Origin of the sequence: Tardiphaga sp. OK245, from assembly GCF_900108575.1 — a bacterium.
GTDB classification, from domain to species: Bacteria; Pseudomonadota; Alphaproteobacteria; order Rhizobiales; family Xanthobacteraceae; genus Tardiphaga; species Tardiphaga robiniae.
In genome coordinates this window covers 489,756-510,671 of the sequence record NZ_FNWZ01000005.1, presented here as the reverse complement: position 1 = coordinate 510,671, position 20,916 = coordinate 489,756, and the positions used below count along the sequence as shown (strand labels likewise).

Here is a 20,916-nt window from a genome sequence, read left to right as displayed (position 1 = left end):
AAAGAATCGGATATCGAGGACGAATGGCGAAACGGACCGGCAGCGCCGATCTTCCTTTGCATGGTGGACGGGTTCCGCCATGGCTGGCCGCGCGCATGTCAGCGCTCGGTGCCGTCGTCACCCAGGCGATCGTCCACCATTACGGTCGCGACGAGTTTTTGCGGCGGTTGTCCCATCCGTTCTGGTTCCAGTCCTTCGGCGCGGTGATGGGAATGGACTGGCATTCGTCGGGGATCACGACCAGCGTCATCGGTGCTCTGAAGCGGGGCCTGGGGCCGCTGCAGGACGAACTCGGTATCCACGTCTGCGGAGGTCGGGGCCAGCATTCGCGGAAAACGCCTGACGAACTTCATGCGCTCGGCGACCGCATCGGATTCGATGGCGCGGCCCTGACACGCGCGAGCCGTCTCGTCGCCAAGGTCGATAGCGCAGCCATCCAGGACGGCTTCGATCTCTACCTGCACGGCTTCTTCGTCACCGACGAAGGCAAATGGACGGTGGTCCAGCAAGGTATGAACGGCGACAAGAAACAGGCCCGCCGCTACCATTGGCATTCCGAGAACCTGACGAGTTTCGTCGACGAGCCGCACAGCGCCATCGATGGTCCGTTTCAAGGGAACGTCGTCAATCTGACGGATGCGCGCGCCGCACCTTCCCGGACGGCGCAACTGGACCTGCTGACGGCTTTGGGCCCCGACGGCATCGTCGACGAGTTCGCAGCACTGACTGGTGGTGGGCCTGCCCAGCCCCTCCTGCCGCATCTCGTCATGCCGGCGCATCACGACGTCCGCTCGAGCGATGTGTTCACCCGGCGCCTTCATGGCACGCTCGCCGCGGCTGCCGAGCGCGGGCCGCTCGACTTTCCCGAGCTACTGCTAACGCCGGGCGTCGGCGCACGGACGGTCCGCTCGCTTGCGATGGTGACCGAGGTCGTCCATGGCGCGCCGTACCGCTTCCGCGACCCGGCGCGTTTTTCACTCGCCCATGGAGGCAAGGATCGTCACCCGTACCCGGTGCCGATCAAGGTCTACGACGAGACCATCCGCGTGCTGAAAACAGCCGTCCAGAACGCCAAGCTCGGCAGAGACGAGGAGATGCAGACTCTGAAACGGCTCGACGACCAGGCTCGCCGCCTCGAACAAACGGCAAGCGGTCCGTGCTTCGAGGATTTCGTGGATGGTGAATTACAGGCATCCTCCGCGCTCGGCGGTCGCTCGGTCTTCGGCTTGGAGGAGCGATTCGGCGAGCGGTCGGCAGCGAAATGAACACCCGGCTGCCGCCCGTAACGCCCCTGACGCTGAAGAGAAAGGACGCGCTCGCGCTATCAGCCCTCCTAATGAAGCCGCGGAACGCGCGAGCCTGTTTCGTCTTTGCCCATGGGGCAGGCGCTGGCATGACGCATCCGTTCATGGAAGATGTTGCTGCGAAGCTTTATGGCCATGGCATCGCGACCTTGCGCTTCCAGTTCCCGTTCATGGAGAAGGGCAGCAAGCGCCCCGACAGTCCGGCGGTCGCCCATGCGGCCATACGATTGGCCGCGGCGGAGGCCCGCCGTCGATGCCGCGGGATGCTAATTATAGCGGGCGGCAGGTCATTCGGCGGGCGCATGACCTCGCAGGCGCAGGCAGAAGATCCGATCGAAGGCGTACGCGCGCTGGCATTTGTCGGTTTCCCCCTGCATCTCGCCGGCAAACCTTCGATCATAAGGGCCGAACATCTCGCGGGCATTCGGATCCCAATGCTCTTCATCCAGGGAACACGTGACAAGCTGGCGGAGCCCGCGCTCCTACGCCAAGTCTGCAAAGGCTTGAGATCGAGGGCGACCTCTCGCCTGATCGATGGTGCCGATCACGGCTTTCATATCCCGGTCCGCAGCGGACGGACCAACCAGGAAGTGGTGTCCGAAATTGCACTCATGATCTCACAGTGGGCGGAGCGCCTGAAGAATTAACCTCGGGCAGCCATGAGCCGGCTGGACCCTTTCGAAGGGTTCTCCGTTGTCTCTTTGACATCCACGACGGCGTCTTGGCTTTGGTTCGACCGCCCAATTGCCGGCTCGCTTGTCCCGCCGTAGGTTCTGAGGGGAGCACCGATGTCTGACGCAGTCGATTACTTTAAAGCTTATGCCGAACGTGCGATCTGCAGAGCGCGCAACATGCGTCCGGGCAGACCGAAAGTCCTGCAGCGGGCCGTGGGTCGCGTGTATCATTGGCTCAGCAAGGAAGCCGCACTCGGCCCGAACACCGATCGCATGGACGATTTCCGCACGGCCCGTGAAGTGGAGAGGACCATCGGCCCGGAGGATGCATCGCCAGGCCGTTAGAAACCGGGGCCTGCGCGCGCACGTTTTGGTTCAGGCGTACCAAGTGATGTATCTTTCTAGGAACGCCGCATTCTTCCGAGCGTTGATCGGCAGTGCTTCCGTGCGCTCCCACACACAACCTACGCTGAGGCGATCGGAAAGACGGTATAAAGCTAGCGAAGCGGCAGTTGCCATGGCTCAATATTGGAAGAAAATCACAGCAGCGGGGCGAGGAGGTTGTCCAAAGCGAAATCAACCCAAAACGAGCTCGCGGGACAACGGCACGATCGGTCAAAAAGAGATGGTCGCGGCATGTTACGAAGACAAGCGACGCGTCGGATCTTAGACAAGGCGTTTTCAAGCTGACAGATCCGACGAAAATCGCATTGTTCAAAACGTTCCGCAGGACATGGCGGTTCCCGAAAAGCAAATCCCCACCGGTCGGCGCTATCGACGCTCACATTTCACATCAATCGTGCCGGGAGGACCACGCACGTGTCACGATTAGAAGAGGCAAAAGCAGAACTGAAGAAAGAGTTCGGTCATGCATAAACGACGGCGCAAGGATACAAAGAAAGCAAGCGGCCTTCGGCTAGCATCGCAACAATGCGATCTTGGAGCGCACGATAAGGGGCCATTGATATTTTGAGATCGCGGCGCTTCGCTTCGGGAGAGATCAATGCCGCTCAAGGACCAAATCAAAAACATCGGTAGAAGGCTGGTCGAAGATCGTCCAGACAGGGAAGCGCTGTCCGGCTTTGTCCTAACGCGAAAACCCCTTTCGATGATGTTTTCGGACGACGGTCTCATTCCCAATAATCCTCGCTTCCCTGTGCTGCTCTACCGGGGAGCTATCAATGTTTCGACAAGGCGTTTTAAAGCAGCAACAATCATGGATGTGATCTTCGCCGAAAATAATTGGGGCCGGTCCTGGCGGGACACCGTCTACGATTTTGTGCATTACCATTCGCAGGTTCACGAAGTTCTTGGGGTGGCGCGAGGCCGTGCCGCCCTCGAATTTGGGGGTCCAAAGGGGCGCGTGTTGACGCTCTATCCAGGGGACGTCGCGGTGCTGCCCGCTGGAACCGGACATCGTCTCATCAAGGCAAGTCGAGGATTTCAAGTAGTGGGAGCCTATCCCGAGCAAGGGACGTACGACGAATGCACCGATAGCCGCGCCCGGCCGGAAGCAATCAAACGAATTGCCAAGGTTATCAAGCCGAGCAAGGACCCGATTTATGGAGCCACTGGCCCAATGGCGCAGCTGTGGTCCACGGCAAAGAAATCACGTTGATAAGGGGTTGGTCGGCGCCATGGCCATTTTGGGCAGCGCTTTGTAGATCTGCTCTCCGCGCAATAGAGGTCCTTGAGGTATCGAGGAAACGATCGTTGAGGTCTTTCTCGGGCATCTCGCTCTTGGCCGACAGAGAAAAAGCGCGCTAAGTTTGTCGCGATAAACGCCAATGGAGTACCCACTTGAACCTTACTTTTTCTTCCACCGCGTCACTGATGTGCGCCCTTGCCATCTGTTTCAGCGTAGCTGCATTGGGAGCAAAGGTCACCGTTCCCGAGATTCCCACTTGGTATGCGACCCTGGCGAAACCGTCGTGGACCCCGCCGCGCGCGGCATTTCCGATCGTTTGGCCTATCCTTTATTTTTTGATGGCAATTTCGGTGTGGCTGATTTGGGAGGCGCCGCCGTCCTCGCTGCGTACGCTGGCACTCGCTGCATTCGCTATCCAACTTTTGCTAAATGCAGTTTGGTCACCTATTTTCTTTGGCAATCACAATTTGCTGGCTGGACTGATCGTGATCCTGCTTTTGGTCGTTGCAATTGCGGTGACGATTGCCACCGCAATTAAAGTCAATTATTTCGCCGCGGCATTGCTGCTACCGTATCTGGCGTGGATATTGTTCGCCGCAGCTCTCAATGGTCGGATCGTATCACTCAACTGATGCCGGACCCGAAAATATACGCGCTTATTACCGGAGGCGGGAAAGCATGCGTGGTGAACCAGGCGACTATGAGGTTCTCGTGAATAGCCAGCGCACTGGCGGCACTTATGCTGATCTCAATGTCGCTATCGATATCGCAGAGAGGCTACATAAAAGTAACGCCCCTCACACCATCACTGTTCGTAGCATCTCGACTGGCGTTACGGTATGGCCGACTCCGGCGTCGTGACCAATCTTGTAACGCCTCCCAACCATTGGCAGAGGTTACCTTAGGACGAGAAAGGCCCGGCTTTCGCCGGGCCCCGGTCTTCATACATGGGCTTAGAAGCTGGTCCCGCCCCAGTTGAAGTGGTAGTTGATGCCGCCCTTAACAGTATGCGTCGTCACCCCAAGGTCCGTGAAACCGGTTAGCACTGTGCCGTAACGCTCGCTGCTATAGTCGGCGTACATGTACTCGCCCTTTAGCGACCAGTTCGGAGCGAACATGTACTCGACGCCGCCACCGACGGTCCAGCCTGAGTGAACTTTGCTCTCTGAGAAGAGCGTCACGCCAGGAGTGGTGAATGAAAGGCGGTTATCAGCCCAGGCGTAGCCGCCCTTCACGTAAAAAAGAGCCGCCCCCGAGGTCACACCAAGGCGACCCGTGACGCTGCCGAAGGCACGGATCTTATCTTCCGCGGTAACCGGGACGATGCCGAACAGCCCCGTTTCGCGGTACTTGACGTCGCCACCTGCCGCGTCGACCTCAAGGCCCCAAACGAAGTTGCTGCCCGGCGTCTGCCAATTGTAGCCGATGGTCCCCCCGCCAAAGCCTCCATTGATGTCGCTCGACGCAGCGGTGAAACCGTCAACACGGATGCGATCCGACCAGCTATAGCCGCCCATGACGCCGGCATAGAAGCCTGACCAGTTGTAACCGACTGCGACAGGAGCCGGCGGAGCCTTCGTATACGGGCGGGCCGCCAAATCGGCGGCCGAGGCCGATGCAGCGCTTAAGGCCAAAGCGGCCGTGGCCAACACATACTTGTTCATTGGAATCCCCTATAAGTTTTCCGCGATTCCAATATTATTTCCGCGTGTTTCCCAAGGCTGTCACCAATCCGCCACAGCTTGGATTTTTGAAACGGGCTGAAGAGCGAAGGCAGGCCGCCGATTTGGTTCTTCACGCTGGTCGCGAAGTCCGCGGCGGGTCCATTTTTAAAGAAAATAAGTGCAGAACTGGCAGGACGATTTCGATCTCGGATGGACGCTCCGCGACATCTACGCCAACTGGCTGAAGCTGTCGCCGATTACTGAAAGTCAACTCGGCGAGCCGGTGGATAGGGCTGGTCGAGGTCTTGAAGGACCAGGCCAAACTGACTGAGGCAGGCTCCGGAAGATCCGCTAGCAGCCGTTACTTAAGGCCTTGTGGGCACCTCAGTGCCCCCTAACTCCCTCTCGTTTGTTTGGTTTAATGGCATAAACCTGTGGAGTTTGGCGAGCCCGCGCTCATTGGCGTTCACTACGCGTCAACACTCGAGAGCGATGCTGCATACGCTCGGGCCTTTTCGAGCGCTCTAACTTCTACCTGTCGTACCCGCTCCCGTGACACGCTCAACTCTGCCGCCAGCTCATCAAGTGTTAGAGGAGTGTCCGACAGCCATCGTGCTTCGATGATGCGCCGCTCGCGGGCGGTCAATTGGGCGAGTGCTCGCGTCAGCACCTGCCGCCGCCAGTTAAGCTCGCTACGTTCCGCGACATCTTCTTCAAAATTGGAGTCAGGATCAGGAAGGCGCTCCAGCCACTCAGCTCCCTCTTCGTCGTCCTCTCGTGAAGTCGCATTGAGCGACATGTCTCCGAGGAACCGGCGGTTCATCGCAATGACCTCGCGCTCGGATACATTCAAGCGACGCGCGATCGTTGCGACGTGGTCGGGCTGCATATCGGCCTCTTCAAGAGCTGCGATCTTGCTCTTCAAGCGGCGCAAGTTGAAGAACAGCCGCTTTTGGGTGGACGTAGCGCTAATCTGGACGATCGACCATGATCGCAGGATGTAATCTTGGATCGTTGCCTTGATCCACCAGCTGGCGTAGGTCGCAAGCTTGAAACCTTTAGACGGATCAAATCGCTTCACGGCTTGCATCAGGCCGATGTTACCTTCCGAAATGACGTCGGCGATAGGCAGCCCATAGCCGCGATAGCGCATCGCCAACTTGGCGACCAGACGGAGATGGCTTGTCACAAGATGATAGGCAGCGTCCCTGTCGCCGTCTTCGCGTAAGCGCCTGGCGTAGGCGAGCTCTTCTTCAGGCTTGAGGAGTGGAAACTGCTTGATAGCGGTGAGATAATTCGTAAGGCCTTCTCCAGCGGCCAAGGCTGGAAGTGCGAAGTGGGTCATCCCTGCCTCCTGACGATTTCGCGAGTGATCAGCGCGATGCCAAATGTCACGCAGGTCCGCGACGGCCGAAGCCATCGCGGAACGATTGCACAAAGCGATCGATAAAGGCGTTAGGCCGCCCTGGCTTCAAGTTGCTCGACGTTAGAACGGGAAGCGCCGTTGATTTCGATCTTACGCGGCTTCATAGCCTCGGGAATTTCGCGGATCAGGTTGATCTGCAGCAGGCCGTTCTCGAAAGTCGCGCTGGTCACCTGGACGTGGTCGGCAAGGTTGAACTGCCGCTTGAACGCGCGACCAGAAATGCCCTGGAACAGGAAGTCACGCTTCTGTTCGCCCTTGCGGCCCTCGACCGTCAGAACGTTCTGCTCTGCCGTCAAGCTGATCTCGTCCGGCGAGAAACCCGCCAGAGCCAGCGAAATGAGGTATCGGTCGTCCCCGACACGCTCGATATTGTATGGGGGAAAATGGTCCTCGTTGGCGCGTTGTGCGGCATCCACGAGGTCGAACAGGCGGTCGAAGCCAATGCTTGAGCGCCAAAGCGGAGCAAAGTCGTAAGTCTTCATAGCCCAATCCTCCAATGAGCAAGATGGGTATGAGCAGGCGCCGGACACCCCCGGCGTCCGCCTCACACTGGACCCAACCTCTGGCGTCCAGCAGCACTAAAATAAAAAAAACTGGCGGAAAGTTTCAAGGGGGGGCGCAATTTTTTTTGGCTTCCGCCAGGGCACGCCCGAGTAAGGGGCGATTAGCCGATTGCGGTCGAGACGACTGATCGCGAGCCCGCCAGATGCGGCGGGCTTCTCGCGACGACGGGCGTTTCATCACGGGCTTTCCTTCTTCGACAGCAATGCCATCCGATGCCCCAGGCGGTACGAACGCATTCCTTGTCCGGGGTGAACGGACTCCTCGACTCTCTGACGGTCGCAAAGCCTATCAGCTGAATAATTCGCAATCGCGGCGGTCAGCTAACCTGGCCAAACGGAAAATTGGAACCTGACGGCCGGCAACGAATTGACCAAATTCCGAATTTTATTGAATTTATGGGGTCACGTGAGCCTTTTTCTCAGTCCCGTTCGAAGCACTTCGAGTTGTGGCGACCTTGTACAGCTGCCGACAGCTGAGGACTTGGTATGACGGGAATGATGGCTTCGGAGCTGCGTAACGAGGTGCTTTCCACATTAGGCGATCATATACGCCAGATATCAGACCCTGATGACCTTGCGTACGCCGCTGCGGAAACCTTAGGGCGGGCTTTCGGTGTCAGCCGCGCCGGATATGGAACAATTGACCCTTCCGCTGAAACGATCACGATAAGCCGTGACTGGAATGCGCCGGGCATAACAAGCCTTGCTGGCGTTCTGCATTTCCGCGACTACGGCAGCTACATTGAGGATCTGAAGCGCGGCATGACCGTCGTGTTTGCTGACGCTCAGAAAGATGGTCGAGTAGGAGATCAAGCGAGGGCCCTCGAGCTTATTTCAGCACGCGCCTTGGTGAACATGCCTATCCTTGAGCCAAACGGCGTAGTGGCGTTGCTCTATCTCAACAATGCTGAAGCTCGAGAATGGTCAGACGCCGAACTTGACCTCGTACGGGAGGTCGCTGACCGGACCCGGACTGCGGTAGAACGTCGTAGAGCAGAGGCAACTATACGGGCGAGTGAAGCCCGTCTTGCCTTTCTGGATGAACTCGGCAAAGAGACCGCGAAGTGCAGGAGGGCCGACGAAATTCTATCAATCACGACCCGGATGCTAGGCCAGCACCTCAACGTGTCTAACTGCGCCTATGCTGACATGGATGAAGATCAGGACGGCTTCACTATTCGCGGGGATTGGGCAGCACCTGGCGCGAAACACATCTTGGGTCACTACAGCCTTGCTGACTTCGGCAAAAAGGCCGTTCAAGAGCTCGGTAATGGCCGGCCGTTGATCATCAATGACAATGCTCAAGAATTGGATCCGGAAGAAGCCCAAACCTTCCAGGATATTGGGATCGGATCCACCATCTGCATGCCCTTCGTCAAAGAAGGCTGCTTAACGGCATTGATGGCAATACATCATCAGACCGCTCATCGCTGGGCCGCTGGCGAGCTGGCCCTTCTCGGGGAAGTTACCGAAAGGTCGTGGGCTCACATTGAGCGGGTCCGTTCTGAAGAGGTGGCGCGCGAAGCCGCAGAACGCCTCGGCCTTGCTAACAACGCAGCCGGTATCGGAACGTGGGACTTTGACCCGATACATAACGTCCTTCGCTGGGACGCGAGATGTAAAGCCCTGTTTGGCCTGTCCTCCCAAGCCGAGATTTCATATGAAGAATCGTTTCTTGCGGGGCTCCATCCTGACGATCGCGATCGTGTTCATCGCGCGGTGACCAAAGCGCTGGACCCTTCCTCCCCCGAGACGTATCGCATCGAGTATCGGACGATTGGGATCGAGGACGGAATCGAACGTTGGCTCGCTGCGACGGGGGACGCAATATTCGTCAATCACAACGCAGTGCGCTTTGTTGGCACTGTCATTGACATCACGGCGCGTAAGAAAACCGATCGGCATCTCAGAATCTTGAATGACACGGGGGCAACCGTCGCCAGGGAGCGTAATCTGGAGACCATTGTCCAGACCGTTACGGATGCTGGCCTTGAGCTCTGCGGCGCGGAATTTGGGGCATTCTTCTACAATGTTCTCTCGCCTGAGGGCGGGAGCTACATGCTCTACGCGCTCTCAGGCGTGCCCAGATCGGCATTCGCGAATTTTCCGATGCCGCGAAATACAGCCGTGTTTGAGCCGACGTTCCTTGGCACGGCGGTGGTCCGATCGGAAGACATCCTCGCCGACCCGCGATATGGCAAGAACGTTCCCCGCAAGGGAATGCCCGAAGGCCACCTTCCGGTGCGCTCGTATCTTGCGGTACCGGTCATCTCGCGCACCGGCGACGTTTTGGGGGGACTGTTCTTTGGCCATAAAGAAACCGGCAAGTTCCAGGAAGAACATGAAACGGCGCTTTTGGGGATTGCGGGGCATGCGGCGACAGCCATCGACAATGCGAGACTGTTTGCAGCCGCCGAAAGGGAGCTCGCCGAGCGAAAACGGGCCGAAGCGGAACTGCAGGCACTCAATATCAGTCTGGAGCAGCGCGTGGCTGCAGAGATTGCCGAGCGTTCGAAGGCGGAGGAGCAGCTGCGGCAGGCCCAAAAGATGGAGGCGGTTGGCCAATTGACTGGAGGGATAGCTCACGACTTTAACAACATGCTCGCCGTGATCATTGGCGGCTTGAATTTAGCCCGCCGGAAGCTGGCAAAGGGTGACTTTGACATCACCCGCTTCATCGATGGAGCCCTGGACGGCGCGAACCGGGCGGCCACTTTAACTCAGCGTCTACTGGCCTTTTCCCGTCAGCAGCCCTTAGCGCCGGAAGTTATCGCCGTGAATCGTATGATTGCGGGTATGAGCGAGCTCCTCGATCGGTCGCTGGGTGAGATAATCGGAGTCGAGACGGTGCTCGCAGCGGGTGTGTGGAATGTCCAAGCCGATCCGGCTCAACTTGAGAGCGCGATACTCAACCTCGCAGTCAATGCACGTGATGCCATGCCTCAAGGAGGGAAACTGACGATCGAAACGATGAACGCGTCCGTGGATTCGGCGTATGCCCGACAGTACTCAATTGAACCGGGTCAGTTCGTTCTCATCGCAGTGACCGACACCGGCGCCGGTATCAGCGGCGATGTGCTGAACAAAGTTTTTGATCCGTTTTACACGACCAAAGAGGTCGGAAAAGGCACGGGCCTTGGCCTTAGTCAAGTATACGGCTTCGTGCGTCAGTCGGGCGGTCATGTAAAGATTTATTCGGAGCTTGATGTTGGTACGACCGTGAAAATCTACCTGCCGCGTTTCTACGGCGAGGTTACGACCGATGCTCCGACTGGGGCGGTGCGCGCAGACGTGGGGCAGCATCAAGAGCTGGTCCTGGTGGTTGAGGACGAAGAACGCGTGCGAGCGATTTCTGTCGAGACGCTTCGAGAACTTGGCTATTCGGTCATACAAGCTGCAAGCGCGCGAGAAGCTATTCACCTCATTGAGAACGGCTCACGGCCTGATTTGGTTTTCACGGACGTGGTGATGCCCGAAATGACAGGCAGTGAGCTCGCAAAAGTCCTCCAACCGCTGTTGCCCGACGCCAAGATTTTGTTCACCACGGGCTATACGCGAAACGCCATAGTCCATAATGGCGTTCTGGACGCGGGTACGCATCTGATCTCAAAGCCTTATACAATCAACGATCTTGCAGAAAAGGTCAGGGCGTTGCTTGACGGCCTCTAAGTACAAAGCTGCGGCGCCTTAAGCTGAATGAAAACAACAGATACAGGAGCTCTGGCTGCCGACGTATTCCCTCGATCAGCGCGATCAATTGACGCTCCTCGGCTAATGCCCATCAGCCAGATCGAAGGTGCACGGAGGCCTCAATATCAGGAACAGACAGCAAATCGATTGGGATATACGCACTTGGATTATGTAAGCAGAAGTGGATGATTTGGTCCCGCTGCAAGATTGGTGAGTGCAGATCAATAGGTCTCGCCGCGTCAGGTTTTTCGACGATGCCCCGATTTATTGCGTCTTGACAGCGCAAGTCAGATCGAGGAAATGCGGCCTCCCGCTAAATTTCCGACGTCACGATGGTCAAATCCGAACTTGTTCAACGCATCGCTAAGCAAAACCCGCGCCTCTACCAGCGGGACCTTGAGAACATCGTGAACGCGATTCTCGATGAGATCGTCGCTGCGCTGGCACGCGGTGATCGGGCTGAGCTTCGCGGTTTCGGCGCATTCTCGGTAAGGCATCGCCCCGCTCGTGCAGGCCGCAACCCACGTACTGGAAAACATGTTACCGTGCACCAAAAGAGCCTTCCGTTCTTCAAGGCCGGAAAGGAAATGCGCGATCGCCTGAATCGCGAAAATGCCGCGCCGGAAATGAGCGCTGCCTCAAGACCGGCCGCTGGTTTTTCGGGGAGTTAAACCAGCTTTGTCTAATCGTAGGGGGAAGTCTGAAAACATTTTAGGCGCGATCGCCAAGGACCGGCGCTTTCCTCACGCGCAGATTCTTTCCTGTCTGGGGAAAATGCATACTGCGTGTCACAAACGAATAGGCGGAAACCTCAACGACATCCGCTACTTTATTGGCAGTCCTCCTAAATGCCGCGGCTCCCTGGAGCAGCTTGGCGCTGGCATCTCTGGTATGGGCGGCAACCGCAGGTTCTTGCTGGTGGACTTACAAGAGACTTCGCAGGACGTGGACCTGAGATGGGCGAGCTCCGATCAAGAATAGACACCAGTCGGGCAGTGCACTTGTGTCTGGACATGCAGAGGCTGTTCGGTCCCGAAGGGCCTTGGCCGACACCTTGGCTCGAACGTGTCATCCCGGCGGTGGAAAGCCTCGTCGAGCGTGACCCGGCACGGACTGTCTTTACGCGCTTTATTCCCCCGGCGTCGCCCGAGCATGCAAATGGGATGTGGCAGAGCTACTTCCAAAAATGGCGGGTGGTCACGCGCGAACGTCTGGACCCGCAACTCCTCGAGCTTATGCCCCCTTTGCAGCGACATGTCCCACCGGCGATTGTCTGCGACAAGTCTGCGTATTCTGCGTTCTCGAATGGAAGACTTCACGATATTCTGCAAGACGGTAACGTCAATACCTTGATTGTAAGCGGCGCGGAGACTGACGTCTGCGTTCTCTCAACCATCTTGAGTGCCGTTGATCTGGGCTATCGAATCATCGTTGCCCAAGACGCGATGTGCAGCTCAGCTGACGAAACTCACGATGCCTTACTTGGCGTGTACGCCCAGCGTTTCGACCTACAGATCGAACTGGCAGATTGTGCCGAGATCCTTGAAAGATGGTCGCAGGCTTGAATGCAGTTAGGGCTAGGGCCGGACGAGCGAAGTGTTTGGCGCGCCACCGGCGCGGGCGACCAAGACCCATAAAGAGGAGACCCCGATCATCGGGGTCTCCTTCTGGCTGGCATCACGCGCTAGTTGCCGCCGCCGGCACCACCACCTGCGCCACCACCAGCACCGCCGCCGCCGCCGCCCGAAGTGCGACCTTCGGCAGAGCTGTTAGACCCGGTAGTTCCAGTCGCTGCGTTCGATCCACTAAGGGAGCTCGCATTGTTGCCAGTCTGCGATCCTGCAGCGTGCGGCGCCGCGTGTGGGGTGCTCGATGTCGGGCGATCGACTGCCGTCCCTGTACTGGTGGTGCCGGGCTGTGTAACGCCGTTGCCTGCGGAATTGACCTGAGGCGCGCTCGGATTTGCACCGCTCTGTGCGAATGCAGCAGGAGCAATCATCAGTGCCGTTGCCGTTACTGCTATCAACGTCTTCTTCATATTGTCCTCGTTCGTTGTCATGCCCCGAGCTGGATGAATTAACTTGCTCGTTTGTTGTTCCTGGCGACGGACATCACGCAACGCTGGAACAACACTCGCTTCTCCTTCACCCATTTGCCAGAGGCGGTTCCGACAGCATCCTCGCGGCCTTCCCACGGCGCGCCTGAGACGCCAGAAGCGGGAAGGTTGGCCTCGCCGACCGGTGCGGGCAAGCCGATCCTGAGGGCGGAAGAAAACGGAACATCCTACGATTAGAATGGTTCTGATGGCGAACGCATAGCGAGGCGCCCCCCGTGAACCAGATCCCACCTCACCCACAGATCCCAATTTCCCTGACGATCAACGGAACGTTGCACGAGCTCAAAGTAGAGCCGTGGGTGACGCTGCTAGACCTGTTGCGCGAGCGCCTCTCGCTCACCGGGACTAAGAAGGGATGCGATCAGGGACAATGCGGCGCCTGTACCGTGCTCGTCGATGGCAAACGCGTCAATTCGTGCCTAGCACTCGCGGTATCGCGCGATGGCGCCGAGATCACCACTATTGAAGGTCTGGCTCAGAACGGCGAACTGCATCCGCTGCAGGTCGCCTTCATCGAGCGCGACGCGTTTCAATGCGGCTACTGTACGCCTGGCCAAATTTGCTCAGCGGCGGGCCTGCTGGCGGAAGGTCACACCCGTAGTCGGGCCGAGATACGCGAGCATATGAGCGGCAATCTGTGTCGCTGCGGCGCCTATACCAATATCGCCGACGCGGTCGAGGACGTGCTGATGCCGCGCATCGCGGCGAAGGAGGCCGCCGAATGAACCGGTTCGAATATATCCGCCCGGCCACAGTGGCCGATGCCATCGCGGCGCTGAATGAACCTGCAGCGCGCGCGCTGGCGGGTGGCACCAATCTCGTCGACCTCATGAAATACGATGTGGCGCAGCCGTCGCGGCTGGTCGACATCAACCGGCTTCCGCTCAAATCGATCGAAATCACTTCCGGCGGAGCACTGCGCATCGGCGCTCTGGTTACCAATACCGATCTGGCGTGGCATCGAGACGTTCGGGAAAAGTGGCCCATACTGTCAAGCGCCATTCTTGCCGGCGCATCGCCGCAGTTGCGAAACGCAGCTACAGCCGGGGGAAACCTGATGCAGCGAACCCGCTGCTATTATTTTTATGATCCGTCCACAGCCTGCAACAAGCGACAGCCAGGAAGTGGCTGCTCCGCCATTGGCGGCGTCAATCGCATTCACGCCATTCTCGGCGCGAGCGATAGCTGCATTGCGGTCCATCCGTCGGACATGTGCGTCGCGATGGCTGCACTCGATGCATCCGTCGAAGTCGAGGGGCCGGAGGGCAAGCGATCGATTCCAATGTCTGGTTTCCACCGCCTCCCCGGCGGAGAGCCCGAACGCGACAATACGCTCAAGGTGGGCGAGCTCATTACATCGATCATTATCCCAGAGCCCGACTTCGGTGCCCATCACACCTATCTCAAGATCCGGGACCGGCTGTCCTATGCCTTCGCGCTGATCTCCGTCGCCGCCGCGCTGCGCGTGGATGAGGGCGTCATTCAGGACGCCCGGATCGCGCTCGGCGGGGTCGCGCATAAGCCATGGCGGGATTTCGACGCCGAAAAGTCGCTGAAAGGCGAGCGAGTCGGGAACCAGAGCTTTACGCAGGTCGCTGATTTCATTCTTCGTGATGCGAAGGGGCAGGGTGACAACGACTTCAAGATCGAGCTTGCTCGCCGCGCTATCGTTCGTGCCCTGGAGCAGGCGGCTGCGGGCACGCCGCAGGACCAGGCCGACAAATCGCTCCACTAGAAAGTTAACGGGAACATCGCATGTCAGTTGGTGAAATCACGCATATCGGACGTCCGACAAACCGGGTCGACGGTAGGCTGAAGGTGACCGGCCAAGCGCACTACGCGGCGGAGTATCCTGCTGACGATCTGCTCTATGGCTACATCGTTGGTAGTACGATCGCCGCTGGACGGATCGCGGCGATGCACTTGGATGCAGCAAGGCAGTTTCCAGGCGTCGTCGAAATCTTCACGCACGAAAATCGCAGCAAGGCGGCATGGCTTGATCGTAGCTGGCGGGACGAAGTCGCGCCTCCTGGCCATCCGTTCCGGCCGCTGCATTCGGACCGTATCCTGTTTGACGGTCAGCCGGTCGCGTTGATTGTCGCCGAAACGTTCGAGGCCGCCCGCGATGCGGGCTCCCTGGTTCGCATTGCCTATGATGTCGATGCGCACTGTACCGAGCTTAAGGCGAAGCGGGCAGAGGCCTATGTGCCTCCGAAGAAGCGTAGCGGTATTCCGCCGCCGCCGGACCCGCGCGGCGACGCTGAGCAGGCGTTTCAAGATGCACCCGTCAAGATCAGCCGCGATTACCGGGTCAATGCCGAGCACCACAATCCGATGGAGATGTTCGCCACCACCTGCGTGTTCGAGGGCGACGGCAAGCTGACGATCTATGACAAGACGCAGGGCTCGCAGAATGCGCAGGGCTATGTCACCTCAGTGTTCGGACTGCGGAGCAAGGATGTCCGCCTGGTCAATCATTATGTAGGCGGCGCCTTCGGTGCCGGCTTGCGGCCGCAGCACCAATTGTTCTTCGCCGTCATGGCCAGTCTCGAACTCGGACGCTCGGTCCGGGTGTCGCTGACGCGCGCGCAGATGTTTCATATCGGCTACCGGCCGGACAGTTTCCACACCGTCTCGCTCGCCGCCGATCGCGATGGGAGGCTGCAGTCGATTATGCATGATGCCGTTGCCTCGACCTCCCATTACGAGGATTATCAGGAGGCTGTCGTCAATTGGTCGGGCATGATGTATCACTGCGACAACGTCAAGCTGACCTATCAGCTTGCCAAGCTCGATACGGCCACGCCGTGTGACATGCGCGCACCCGGCGCAGCAATCGGCGTGACAGCGCTCGAATGCGCGCTCGATGAACTTTCATACGAACTCGGTATCGGTCCGCTCGAAATCCGGCGGATTAATTTCGCCTCGAAGGATGAAAACACCAACAAGCAGTTCACATCCAAGGCGCTTCTGGAATGCTACAGCAAGGGCGCTGCGGCATTTGGATGGGAGAAGCGAAGCCCCAAGCCGCGTGCCATGAGGGAGGGTCGCGAGTTGATTGGATGGGGCGTCTCAACGGGAATGTGGGACGCCTTCCTGCAAAAGGCCCAGGCTACTGCGACTCTCAAGGTGGACGGGACGCTGGAGGTGGCAACGGCGGCGTCCGATATTGGCACTGGGACCTGGACAATCCTGACGCAGATCGGCGCCGAAGCGTTCGGATTACCACTCAGAGACGTTCAGGCCAGGATCGGCGATTCGACTCTGCCGATGTCGCCGGTCGAAGGAGGTTCGTGGACCGCAGCGTCAAACGGCTCGGCAGTTCAGGCCGCATGTGAGGCGGTCAAGCATTCTCTGTTCAAGCAAGCCAGGAAGATGGCCAATTCGCCTATTGCGGATGCAAGTTTCGAAGACGTCGAGGTTCGGGATCGACGCATCTTCCGGACGGATGATCCGGCGCGCGGGCTTTCCGTTTTCGAAGTCATGCACGCCGCCGAGCTCACGGAAATCACCGAGCAGGGCAAAGTCAGCCCGAACCTGCGGCAGATGCTGAAATACATCAGCTACACGAATTCCGCCGTGTTCGTGGAAGTGCGCGTGGATGAAGATCTGGGTGTCGTTCGCGTGACGCGCGTCGTCTGCGCGGCGGCGGCGGGCAAGATCCTCAATCCCAAGACGGCCCGCAGCCAGATCCTAGGCGGTGTGGTGATGGGAATCGGCATGGCGCTTCACGAGGAAGCCATGACGGATCATCGCCTCGGCAAGATTATGAATGCCAATCTCGGCGAATATCACGTTCCGGCCCATGCCGACATCGAGGATATTGAAGTGATCTTCGTCGACGAAAAGGACGACAAGGTCAGCCCTCTTGGCGTCAAGGGCCTGGGCGAGATCGGCATCGTGGGAACCGCGTCTGCCGTCGCTAATGCGATCTTTCACGCAACTGGTGTGCGGGTGCGTGATTTTCCCATCACGATTGACAAGATTTTGAACGCTCCACGACCGTCCTGAGTTCATCTCGTACAGGCCAAGGGTGGCATACGCCGATGGAGCTTCACTTGTCGGCTTTGGGGCCCGGGCCGCTGCATGACTGAGCTAAATGTCCGTAAGCCTCGGATCAGGAGAGCGCGTGAAGATCGCTACCTTCAACGTGAACGATATCAACAAGCGATTGCCCAATCTGCTGGCATGGTTGAAGTCGTCGAAACCGGATGTGGCCTGTCTTCAGGAGTTGAAGGCCGCCAAGTCCGAATTCCCGGAAAATGCGCTGCGTAAGGCGGGCTATTTTGCCGAGTGGGTTGGGCAGAAGACTTGGAATGGCGTCGCAATCCTCGCTAGAGAATCCAAGATCGTGGTAACGCGCAGGCGGTTGCCTGGTGACGAGAGCGACGACCAGAGCCGATACATCGAGGCTGCCGTCGACGGCGTTCTCGTTGGCTGCGTCTACGCACCCAACGGCAATCCGCAGCCGGGACCGAAGTTCGATTACAAGCTCGCCTGGCTGAAGCGTCTGAACGCCCACGCCGGCAAACTGCTCAAGTCCGGTGCTCCTGCTGTTATCGCCGGCGACTTCAACATCGTGCCAACGCCCTTCGACATCTACTCGACCAAGTCGTGGGACAAGGATGCGCTCGTGCAGCCGGAAAGCAGGGCGGCGTTCGGCAAGCTCCTCAAGAAGGGGTGGATCGATGCGCTGCGCGAGCAGCATCCGGATGAGCCGATGTATACGTTCTGGTCATATTGGCGGAACTGCTACGAGCGTGACGCTGGCCTTCGCATTGACCATCTGCTTCTCAGTCCTGCGCTGAGCCCGCGGCTTGCGCAGGCCGGTGTCGACCGAAAGGTGCGCGGCAAGCTGGATGCAAGCGACCATGCTCCAGCGTGGATAGTGCTGAAGTAGTGCTATTCCTTACTTTTTGGCTTTCCGATCAACCCGGACGTCGCGGAATTCCTCGGGCCCTTTGAGCAGGCGCCGCTTCCGACTGGCCTGATCGTCCGCACTGGCGCCCTTGTCCGTCAGCTTGTCGATTGCGCCGGCGGCCATCTCACTGGCACGGGCTCTATGAGCGACGTTCTTTCTGCGAGACGGTTTAACGGTAAGGCCCAGTTCGACAAGGCGGCGCACAGCTTCTGAGAGTCTCGGAGCGTCCGGCTGAAATTCGGCCCAATGAACAATCCTGCCGCGTAGTTCGTCTGCGGCGCGAAAGCCGAGCATTGGCGTTTGGCCGGTCGCAGGTCGGCCTTTTAATTTTTGCTTTGCTACTGTCGTTTTCTTCATAAGATAATGTTTAGCATAAATGCCAGATAGGCGAGAAGCTGGAACTCTGCGTCATGTTATTGAGTTGCGATCTCCTAGGGCACGCCGTTTTAGCGGACTTTACCCCTGCGCCTTGCTAAGCAGTGTGAGAGCGGCCGACCGCCGCATGATGGCGAGGAAGCCGTGGCGAACGAACTGACAGCGTCCGAACAGGCCCTGCGCGATCGGGAAAGCGAACTCGCGGAGGTGCAACGGATCGCGAAAGTCGGCGGTGTGATCGTCGACCTGCGCGATGGATTTCAGAACCGACGATCACCTGAATATCTCGCCATACACGGGTTACCCCCTGAAGCTGCAAACGAGACACATGAAGACTGGGTCGCCAGGCTTCATCCGGACGACCGGGAGCGCGCTGAGCGGCAATTTCTGGACCTTCTGAAAAGCAATGCGGAACGTTATTCTTCGGAGTATCGCATCATTCGGCCCAGCGACGGGGAAATTCGCTGGATCGTGGCGGAGGCGCGTATCGAGCGTGATCCAGAAGGTCGACCGCTGCGGATGATCGGCGCTCATATCGATATCACGGAACGTGCGATCGCCAGAGAGGCGCTACGCGAGAGTGAAGAGCGGTTCCGATTGATCGCCGACAGTGCGCCAGTCCCGATGTGGGTGACACGTCTTGATCGGACGCGGTCCTTCGCAAACAAAGCCTACCTGGAATTTCTTGGCCTTGAATATGAAGAAGCGTTGGCTTTCGATTGGAGGACCATCCTTCACCCGGACGATATGGCGCGCGTCATGCGCGAGAGCATTGCAGGTGAGGCATCCCTAAAGCCGTTCGTGCTGGAAAGCAGATATCGACGTGCGGATGGCGCGTGGCGTTGGGTCAGATCCGAATCGCAACCCCGATGGGACCCGGCGGGTAAGCATATCGGCTTTATTGGGGTTGCCCACGACATCACGATTGCAAAAGAAGCAGAGATCGAACTACGTGGGTTGAATGAGGTGCTTGAACGGCGGGTTGAAGAGCGAACCGCGCAACTTCATACCCACGAGGCTCATTTACGAGCCATTTTGGAGACGACCAACCAATATCAGGGATTGCTCGCGCTCGATGGTACGCTCGTTTTCGCCAACGCGGTCGCACTTGCCGCCATCGCGGTCGAAGCGAAGACAGTGCTTGGGATGCCGTTCTGGGATACGCCCTGGTTTACTGCGACGCCCCGTATGCCCGAACGAGTTCTCAGCGCGTTTAAAACCGCACTGAGCGGCGATGCGTGGCGCGCCGAAGTTCAATTGAACCTATCCGGGACGGAGCGGCATCTCGACCTCGCCATGCGCCCGGTATTTGGCAGTGGAGGTAGGATTACAGCCGTCTTGGCAGAGGCCGTCGATGTGACCGAGCGTCGCCGGAACGAGGACGCTCTGCGCCAGGCTCAGAAGATGGAGGCGGTCGGACAACTCACCGGAGGCGTGGCGCACGACTTCAATAATCTCCTGACGATTATCAGGTCAGCCACAGATTTTCTTCGTCGGCGCGATCTTCCAGATGAGAGACGAGGGCGGTATATCGACGCGATTTCCGATACAGTTGACCGTGCGGCCAAGCTGACCGGACAGTTGCTTGCGTTCGCTCGCCGACAGCCGCTTGCTCCGCGCGTCTTCAATGTTTGTACGCAGGTCGCGAGCGTGGCGAATCTGATCCGACCACTGGTCGGCGGCCGAATTCAGATTGATCTGGAAGTTGATACTGCCGCCCAGTTCGCCATGGCCGATATAACGCAGTTCGAAACCGCGTTGGTCAATCTCGCTGTTAATGCACGCGACGCCATGAACGGCGAAGGGCGCCTCGTCATTGGTGTCGCGGCAGTCGACTCGATTCCGGGGATGCGTTCTCATCCTCTGAAGGAGGGCGACTTCATCGCGGTCTCCGTAACTGACTCTGGCGTCGGCATAGCTAGCGAGTACCTGGATGCGATTTTTGAGCCATTTTTCACGACCAAGGACGTGGGAAAAGGAACGGGCCTCGGCTTGAGTCAGGCCTTCGGGTTCGCCAAACAGACGGGCGGCGAGATCGGCGTCAAAAGCACGCTTGGAGCGGGCGCGACGTTCACAATTTATCTGCCGCGGGCCGAAACTGGCGCCGAAGTCGAAAGCAGCGCGCCGCCATTAGCAAGCGCGGCGACAAGCGGGCGGGGGCACCGCGTTCTTGTTGTCGAGGACAATACGGACGTCGGGGGATTCTCGACAGAGCTTCTGCAGGATCTCGGATATGCAACCGACTGGGTGACGTCAGCTTCCGCGGCACTGGACGTTCTAGCCAAGGACGAATTCGCATTCGACCTTGTGTTTTCGGACGTCATCATGCCCGGCATGAACGGGGTGGAGATGGCCACGATTATCCGCGACCAATACCCTGGATTGCCGGTCGTTCTGACAAGTGGCTACAGCCACGTTCTAGCCGAAAACGCCCATACAGGCTTTGAACTCATCCAGAAGCCGTATTCGGTTGAGCTTTTGTCGCGCACGCTGCGCAAGGCGATCACTGACCGACGGACTGAATCGGCCTAGCGC

At 58.5% G+C, this 20,916-nt stretch carries 19 protein-coding genes and 1 pseudogene; 15 read left to right on the top strand and 5 right to left on the bottom strand.

The window, feature by feature from the left end; genetic code table 11:
- Positions 1-23 precede the first annotated feature (23 nt).
- From BLW80_RS25540 to BLW80_RS25515, 7 genes and pseudogenes are all read left to right on the top strand, one after another.
- The gene (locus BLW80_RS25540) at positions 24-1,265 is read left to right on the top strand and encodes a DUF763 domain-containing protein (RefSeq protein WP_093760830.1); all 1,242 of its coding nucleotides are present in this window, start codon (positions 24-26) and stop codon (positions 1,263-1,265) included.
- A complete protein-coding gene (locus BLW80_RS25535) occupies positions 1,262-1,951 on the top strand; it encodes an alpha/beta hydrolase family protein (protein WP_093760828.1) in 690 nt (229 codons plus the stop codon). Before BLW80_RS25540 ends, BLW80_RS25535 begins: the two co-directional genes overlap by 4 nt.
- Positions 1,952-2,092: 141 nt before the next feature.
- Entirely contained in the window at positions 2,093-2,323 is a 231-nt protein-coding gene (locus tag BLW80_RS25530) for a hypothetical protein (protein ID WP_093760826.1), read from the top strand.
- 167 nt (positions 2,324-2,490) lie between these two features.
- Positions 2,491-2,649: pseudogene (locus BLW80_RS31025) on the top strand (hypothetical protein); the annotation flags it as partial.
- Positions 2,650-2,671: 22 nt separating this feature from the next.
- Positions 2,672-2,854 carry a DUF3175 domain-containing protein gene (locus BLW80_RS31020; protein WP_502688636.1) on the top strand — a complete coding sequence of 61 codons (183 nt, stop codon included), beginning with the start codon at positions 2,672-2,674 and terminating at the stop codon, positions 2,852-2,854.
- A 127-nt stretch (positions 2,855-2,981) separates the two neighbouring features.
- Positions 2,982-3,596: a cupin gene (locus tag BLW80_RS25520; protein ID WP_093760824.1), complete on the top strand. Its 615-nt coding sequence runs from the start codon at positions 2,982-2,984 to the stop codon at positions 3,594-3,596.
- 182 nt (positions 3,597-3,778) lie between these two features.
- A complete protein-coding gene (locus BLW80_RS25515; protein ID WP_231079536.1) occupies positions 3,779-4,258 on the top strand; it encodes a TspO/MBR family protein in 480 nt (159 codons plus the stop codon).
- A 321-nt stretch (positions 4,259-4,579) separates the two neighbouring features.
- Here BLW80_RS25515 and BLW80_RS25510 read toward each other — a convergent pair whose 3' ends face one another.
- The 3 genes from BLW80_RS25510 to BLW80_RS25500 all read right to left on the bottom strand — a co-directional run bounded on the left by BLW80_RS25510 (position 4,580) and on the right by BLW80_RS25500 (position 7,198).
- Positions 4,580-5,290 (bottom strand): outer membrane protein, encoded by a 711-nt coding sequence (locus BLW80_RS25510; protein ID WP_093760820.1) that lies wholly within the window; start codon positions 5,288-5,290, stop codon positions 4,580-4,582.
- Between the two features lie 469 nt (positions 5,291-5,759).
- Positions 5,760-6,635, bottom strand: coding sequence for an RNA polymerase sigma factor RpoH (rpoH, locus tag BLW80_RS25505; protein WP_093761179.1), 876 nt, complete (start codon positions 6,633-6,635; stop codon positions 5,760-5,762).
- A 110-nt stretch (positions 6,636-6,745) separates the two neighbouring features.
- Positions 6,746-7,198 (bottom strand): Hsp20 family protein, encoded by a 453-nt coding sequence (locus tag BLW80_RS25500; protein WP_093760818.1) that lies wholly within the window; start codon positions 7,196-7,198, stop codon positions 6,746-6,748.
- Between the two features lie 567 nt (positions 7,199-7,765).
- Between BLW80_RS25500 and BLW80_RS25495 the strand changes: the two genes are divergently transcribed.
- The 3 genes from BLW80_RS25495 (at position 7,766) to BLW80_RS25485 (ending at position 12,534) form a co-directional block, all read left to right on the top strand.
- A complete protein-coding gene (locus BLW80_RS25495) occupies positions 7,766-10,948 on the top strand; it encodes a GAF domain-containing hybrid sensor histidine kinase/response regulator (protein WP_093760816.1) in 3,183 nt (1,060 codons plus the stop codon).
- 353 nt (positions 10,949-11,301) lie between these two features.
- Positions 11,302-11,640 (top strand): integration host factor subunit beta, encoded by a 339-nt coding sequence (locus BLW80_RS25490; protein ID WP_093760814.1) that lies wholly within the window; start codon positions 11,302-11,304, stop codon positions 11,638-11,640.
- A gap of 285 nt (positions 11,641-11,925) precedes the next feature.
- Positions 11,926-12,534: a cysteine hydrolase family protein gene (locus BLW80_RS25485; RefSeq protein ID WP_093760812.1), complete on the top strand. Its 609-nt coding sequence runs from the start codon at positions 11,926-11,928 to the stop codon at positions 12,532-12,534.
- Positions 12,535-12,653: 119 nt separating this feature from the next.
- Here the strand turns inward: BLW80_RS25485 and BLW80_RS30075 are convergent, their stop codons facing one another.
- Entirely contained in the window at positions 12,654-13,007 is a 354-nt protein-coding gene (locus tag BLW80_RS30075) for a hypothetical protein (RefSeq protein WP_139285942.1), read from the bottom strand.
- 293 nt (positions 13,008-13,300) lie between these two features.
- On the opposite strand from BLW80_RS30075, the gene BLW80_RS25480 reads away from it, so the two are divergent.
- The 4 genes from BLW80_RS25480 to xth all read left to right on the top strand — a co-directional run bounded on the left by BLW80_RS25480 (position 13,301) and on the right by xth (position 17,985).
- Positions 13,301-13,810 carry a (2Fe-2S)-binding protein gene (locus BLW80_RS25480; protein WP_244528439.1) on the top strand — a complete coding sequence of 170 codons (510 nt, stop codon included), beginning with the start codon at positions 13,301-13,303 and terminating at the stop codon, positions 13,808-13,810.
- On the top strand, positions 13,807-14,820 hold the full coding sequence (locus tag BLW80_RS25475; protein WP_093760810.1) for an FAD binding domain-containing protein: 1,014 nt from the start codon (positions 13,807-13,809) through the stop codon (positions 14,818-14,820). The genes BLW80_RS25480 and BLW80_RS25475 overlap by 4 nt, the downstream gene beginning before the upstream one ends.
- Positions 14,821-14,840: 20 nt before the next feature.
- On the top strand, positions 14,841-17,096 hold the full coding sequence (locus BLW80_RS25470) for a xanthine dehydrogenase family protein molybdopterin-binding subunit (RefSeq protein ID WP_093760808.1): 2,256 nt from the start codon (positions 14,841-14,843) through the stop codon (positions 17,094-17,096).
- Positions 17,097-17,214: 118 nt separating this feature from the next.
- Complete coding sequence (gene xth, locus BLW80_RS25465) at positions 17,215-17,985, top strand: exodeoxyribonuclease III (RefSeq protein ID WP_093760805.1); 771 nt, start codon at positions 17,215-17,217, stop codon at positions 17,983-17,985.
- A gap of 9 nt (positions 17,986-17,994) precedes the next feature.
- Here the strand turns inward: xth and BLW80_RS25460 are convergent, their stop codons facing one another.
- Positions 17,995-18,363, bottom strand: coding sequence for a hypothetical protein (locus BLW80_RS25460; protein ID WP_093760804.1), 369 nt, complete (start codon positions 18,361-18,363; stop codon positions 17,995-17,997).
- A 162-nt stretch (positions 18,364-18,525) separates the two neighbouring features.
- On the opposite strand from BLW80_RS25460, the gene BLW80_RS25455 reads away from it, so the two are divergent.
- Positions 18,526-20,913: a PAS domain S-box protein gene (locus tag BLW80_RS25455; protein ID WP_093760802.1), complete on the top strand. Its 2,388-nt coding sequence runs from the start codon at positions 18,526-18,528 to the stop codon at positions 20,911-20,913.
- Positions 20,914-20,916 lie beyond the last annotated feature (3 nt).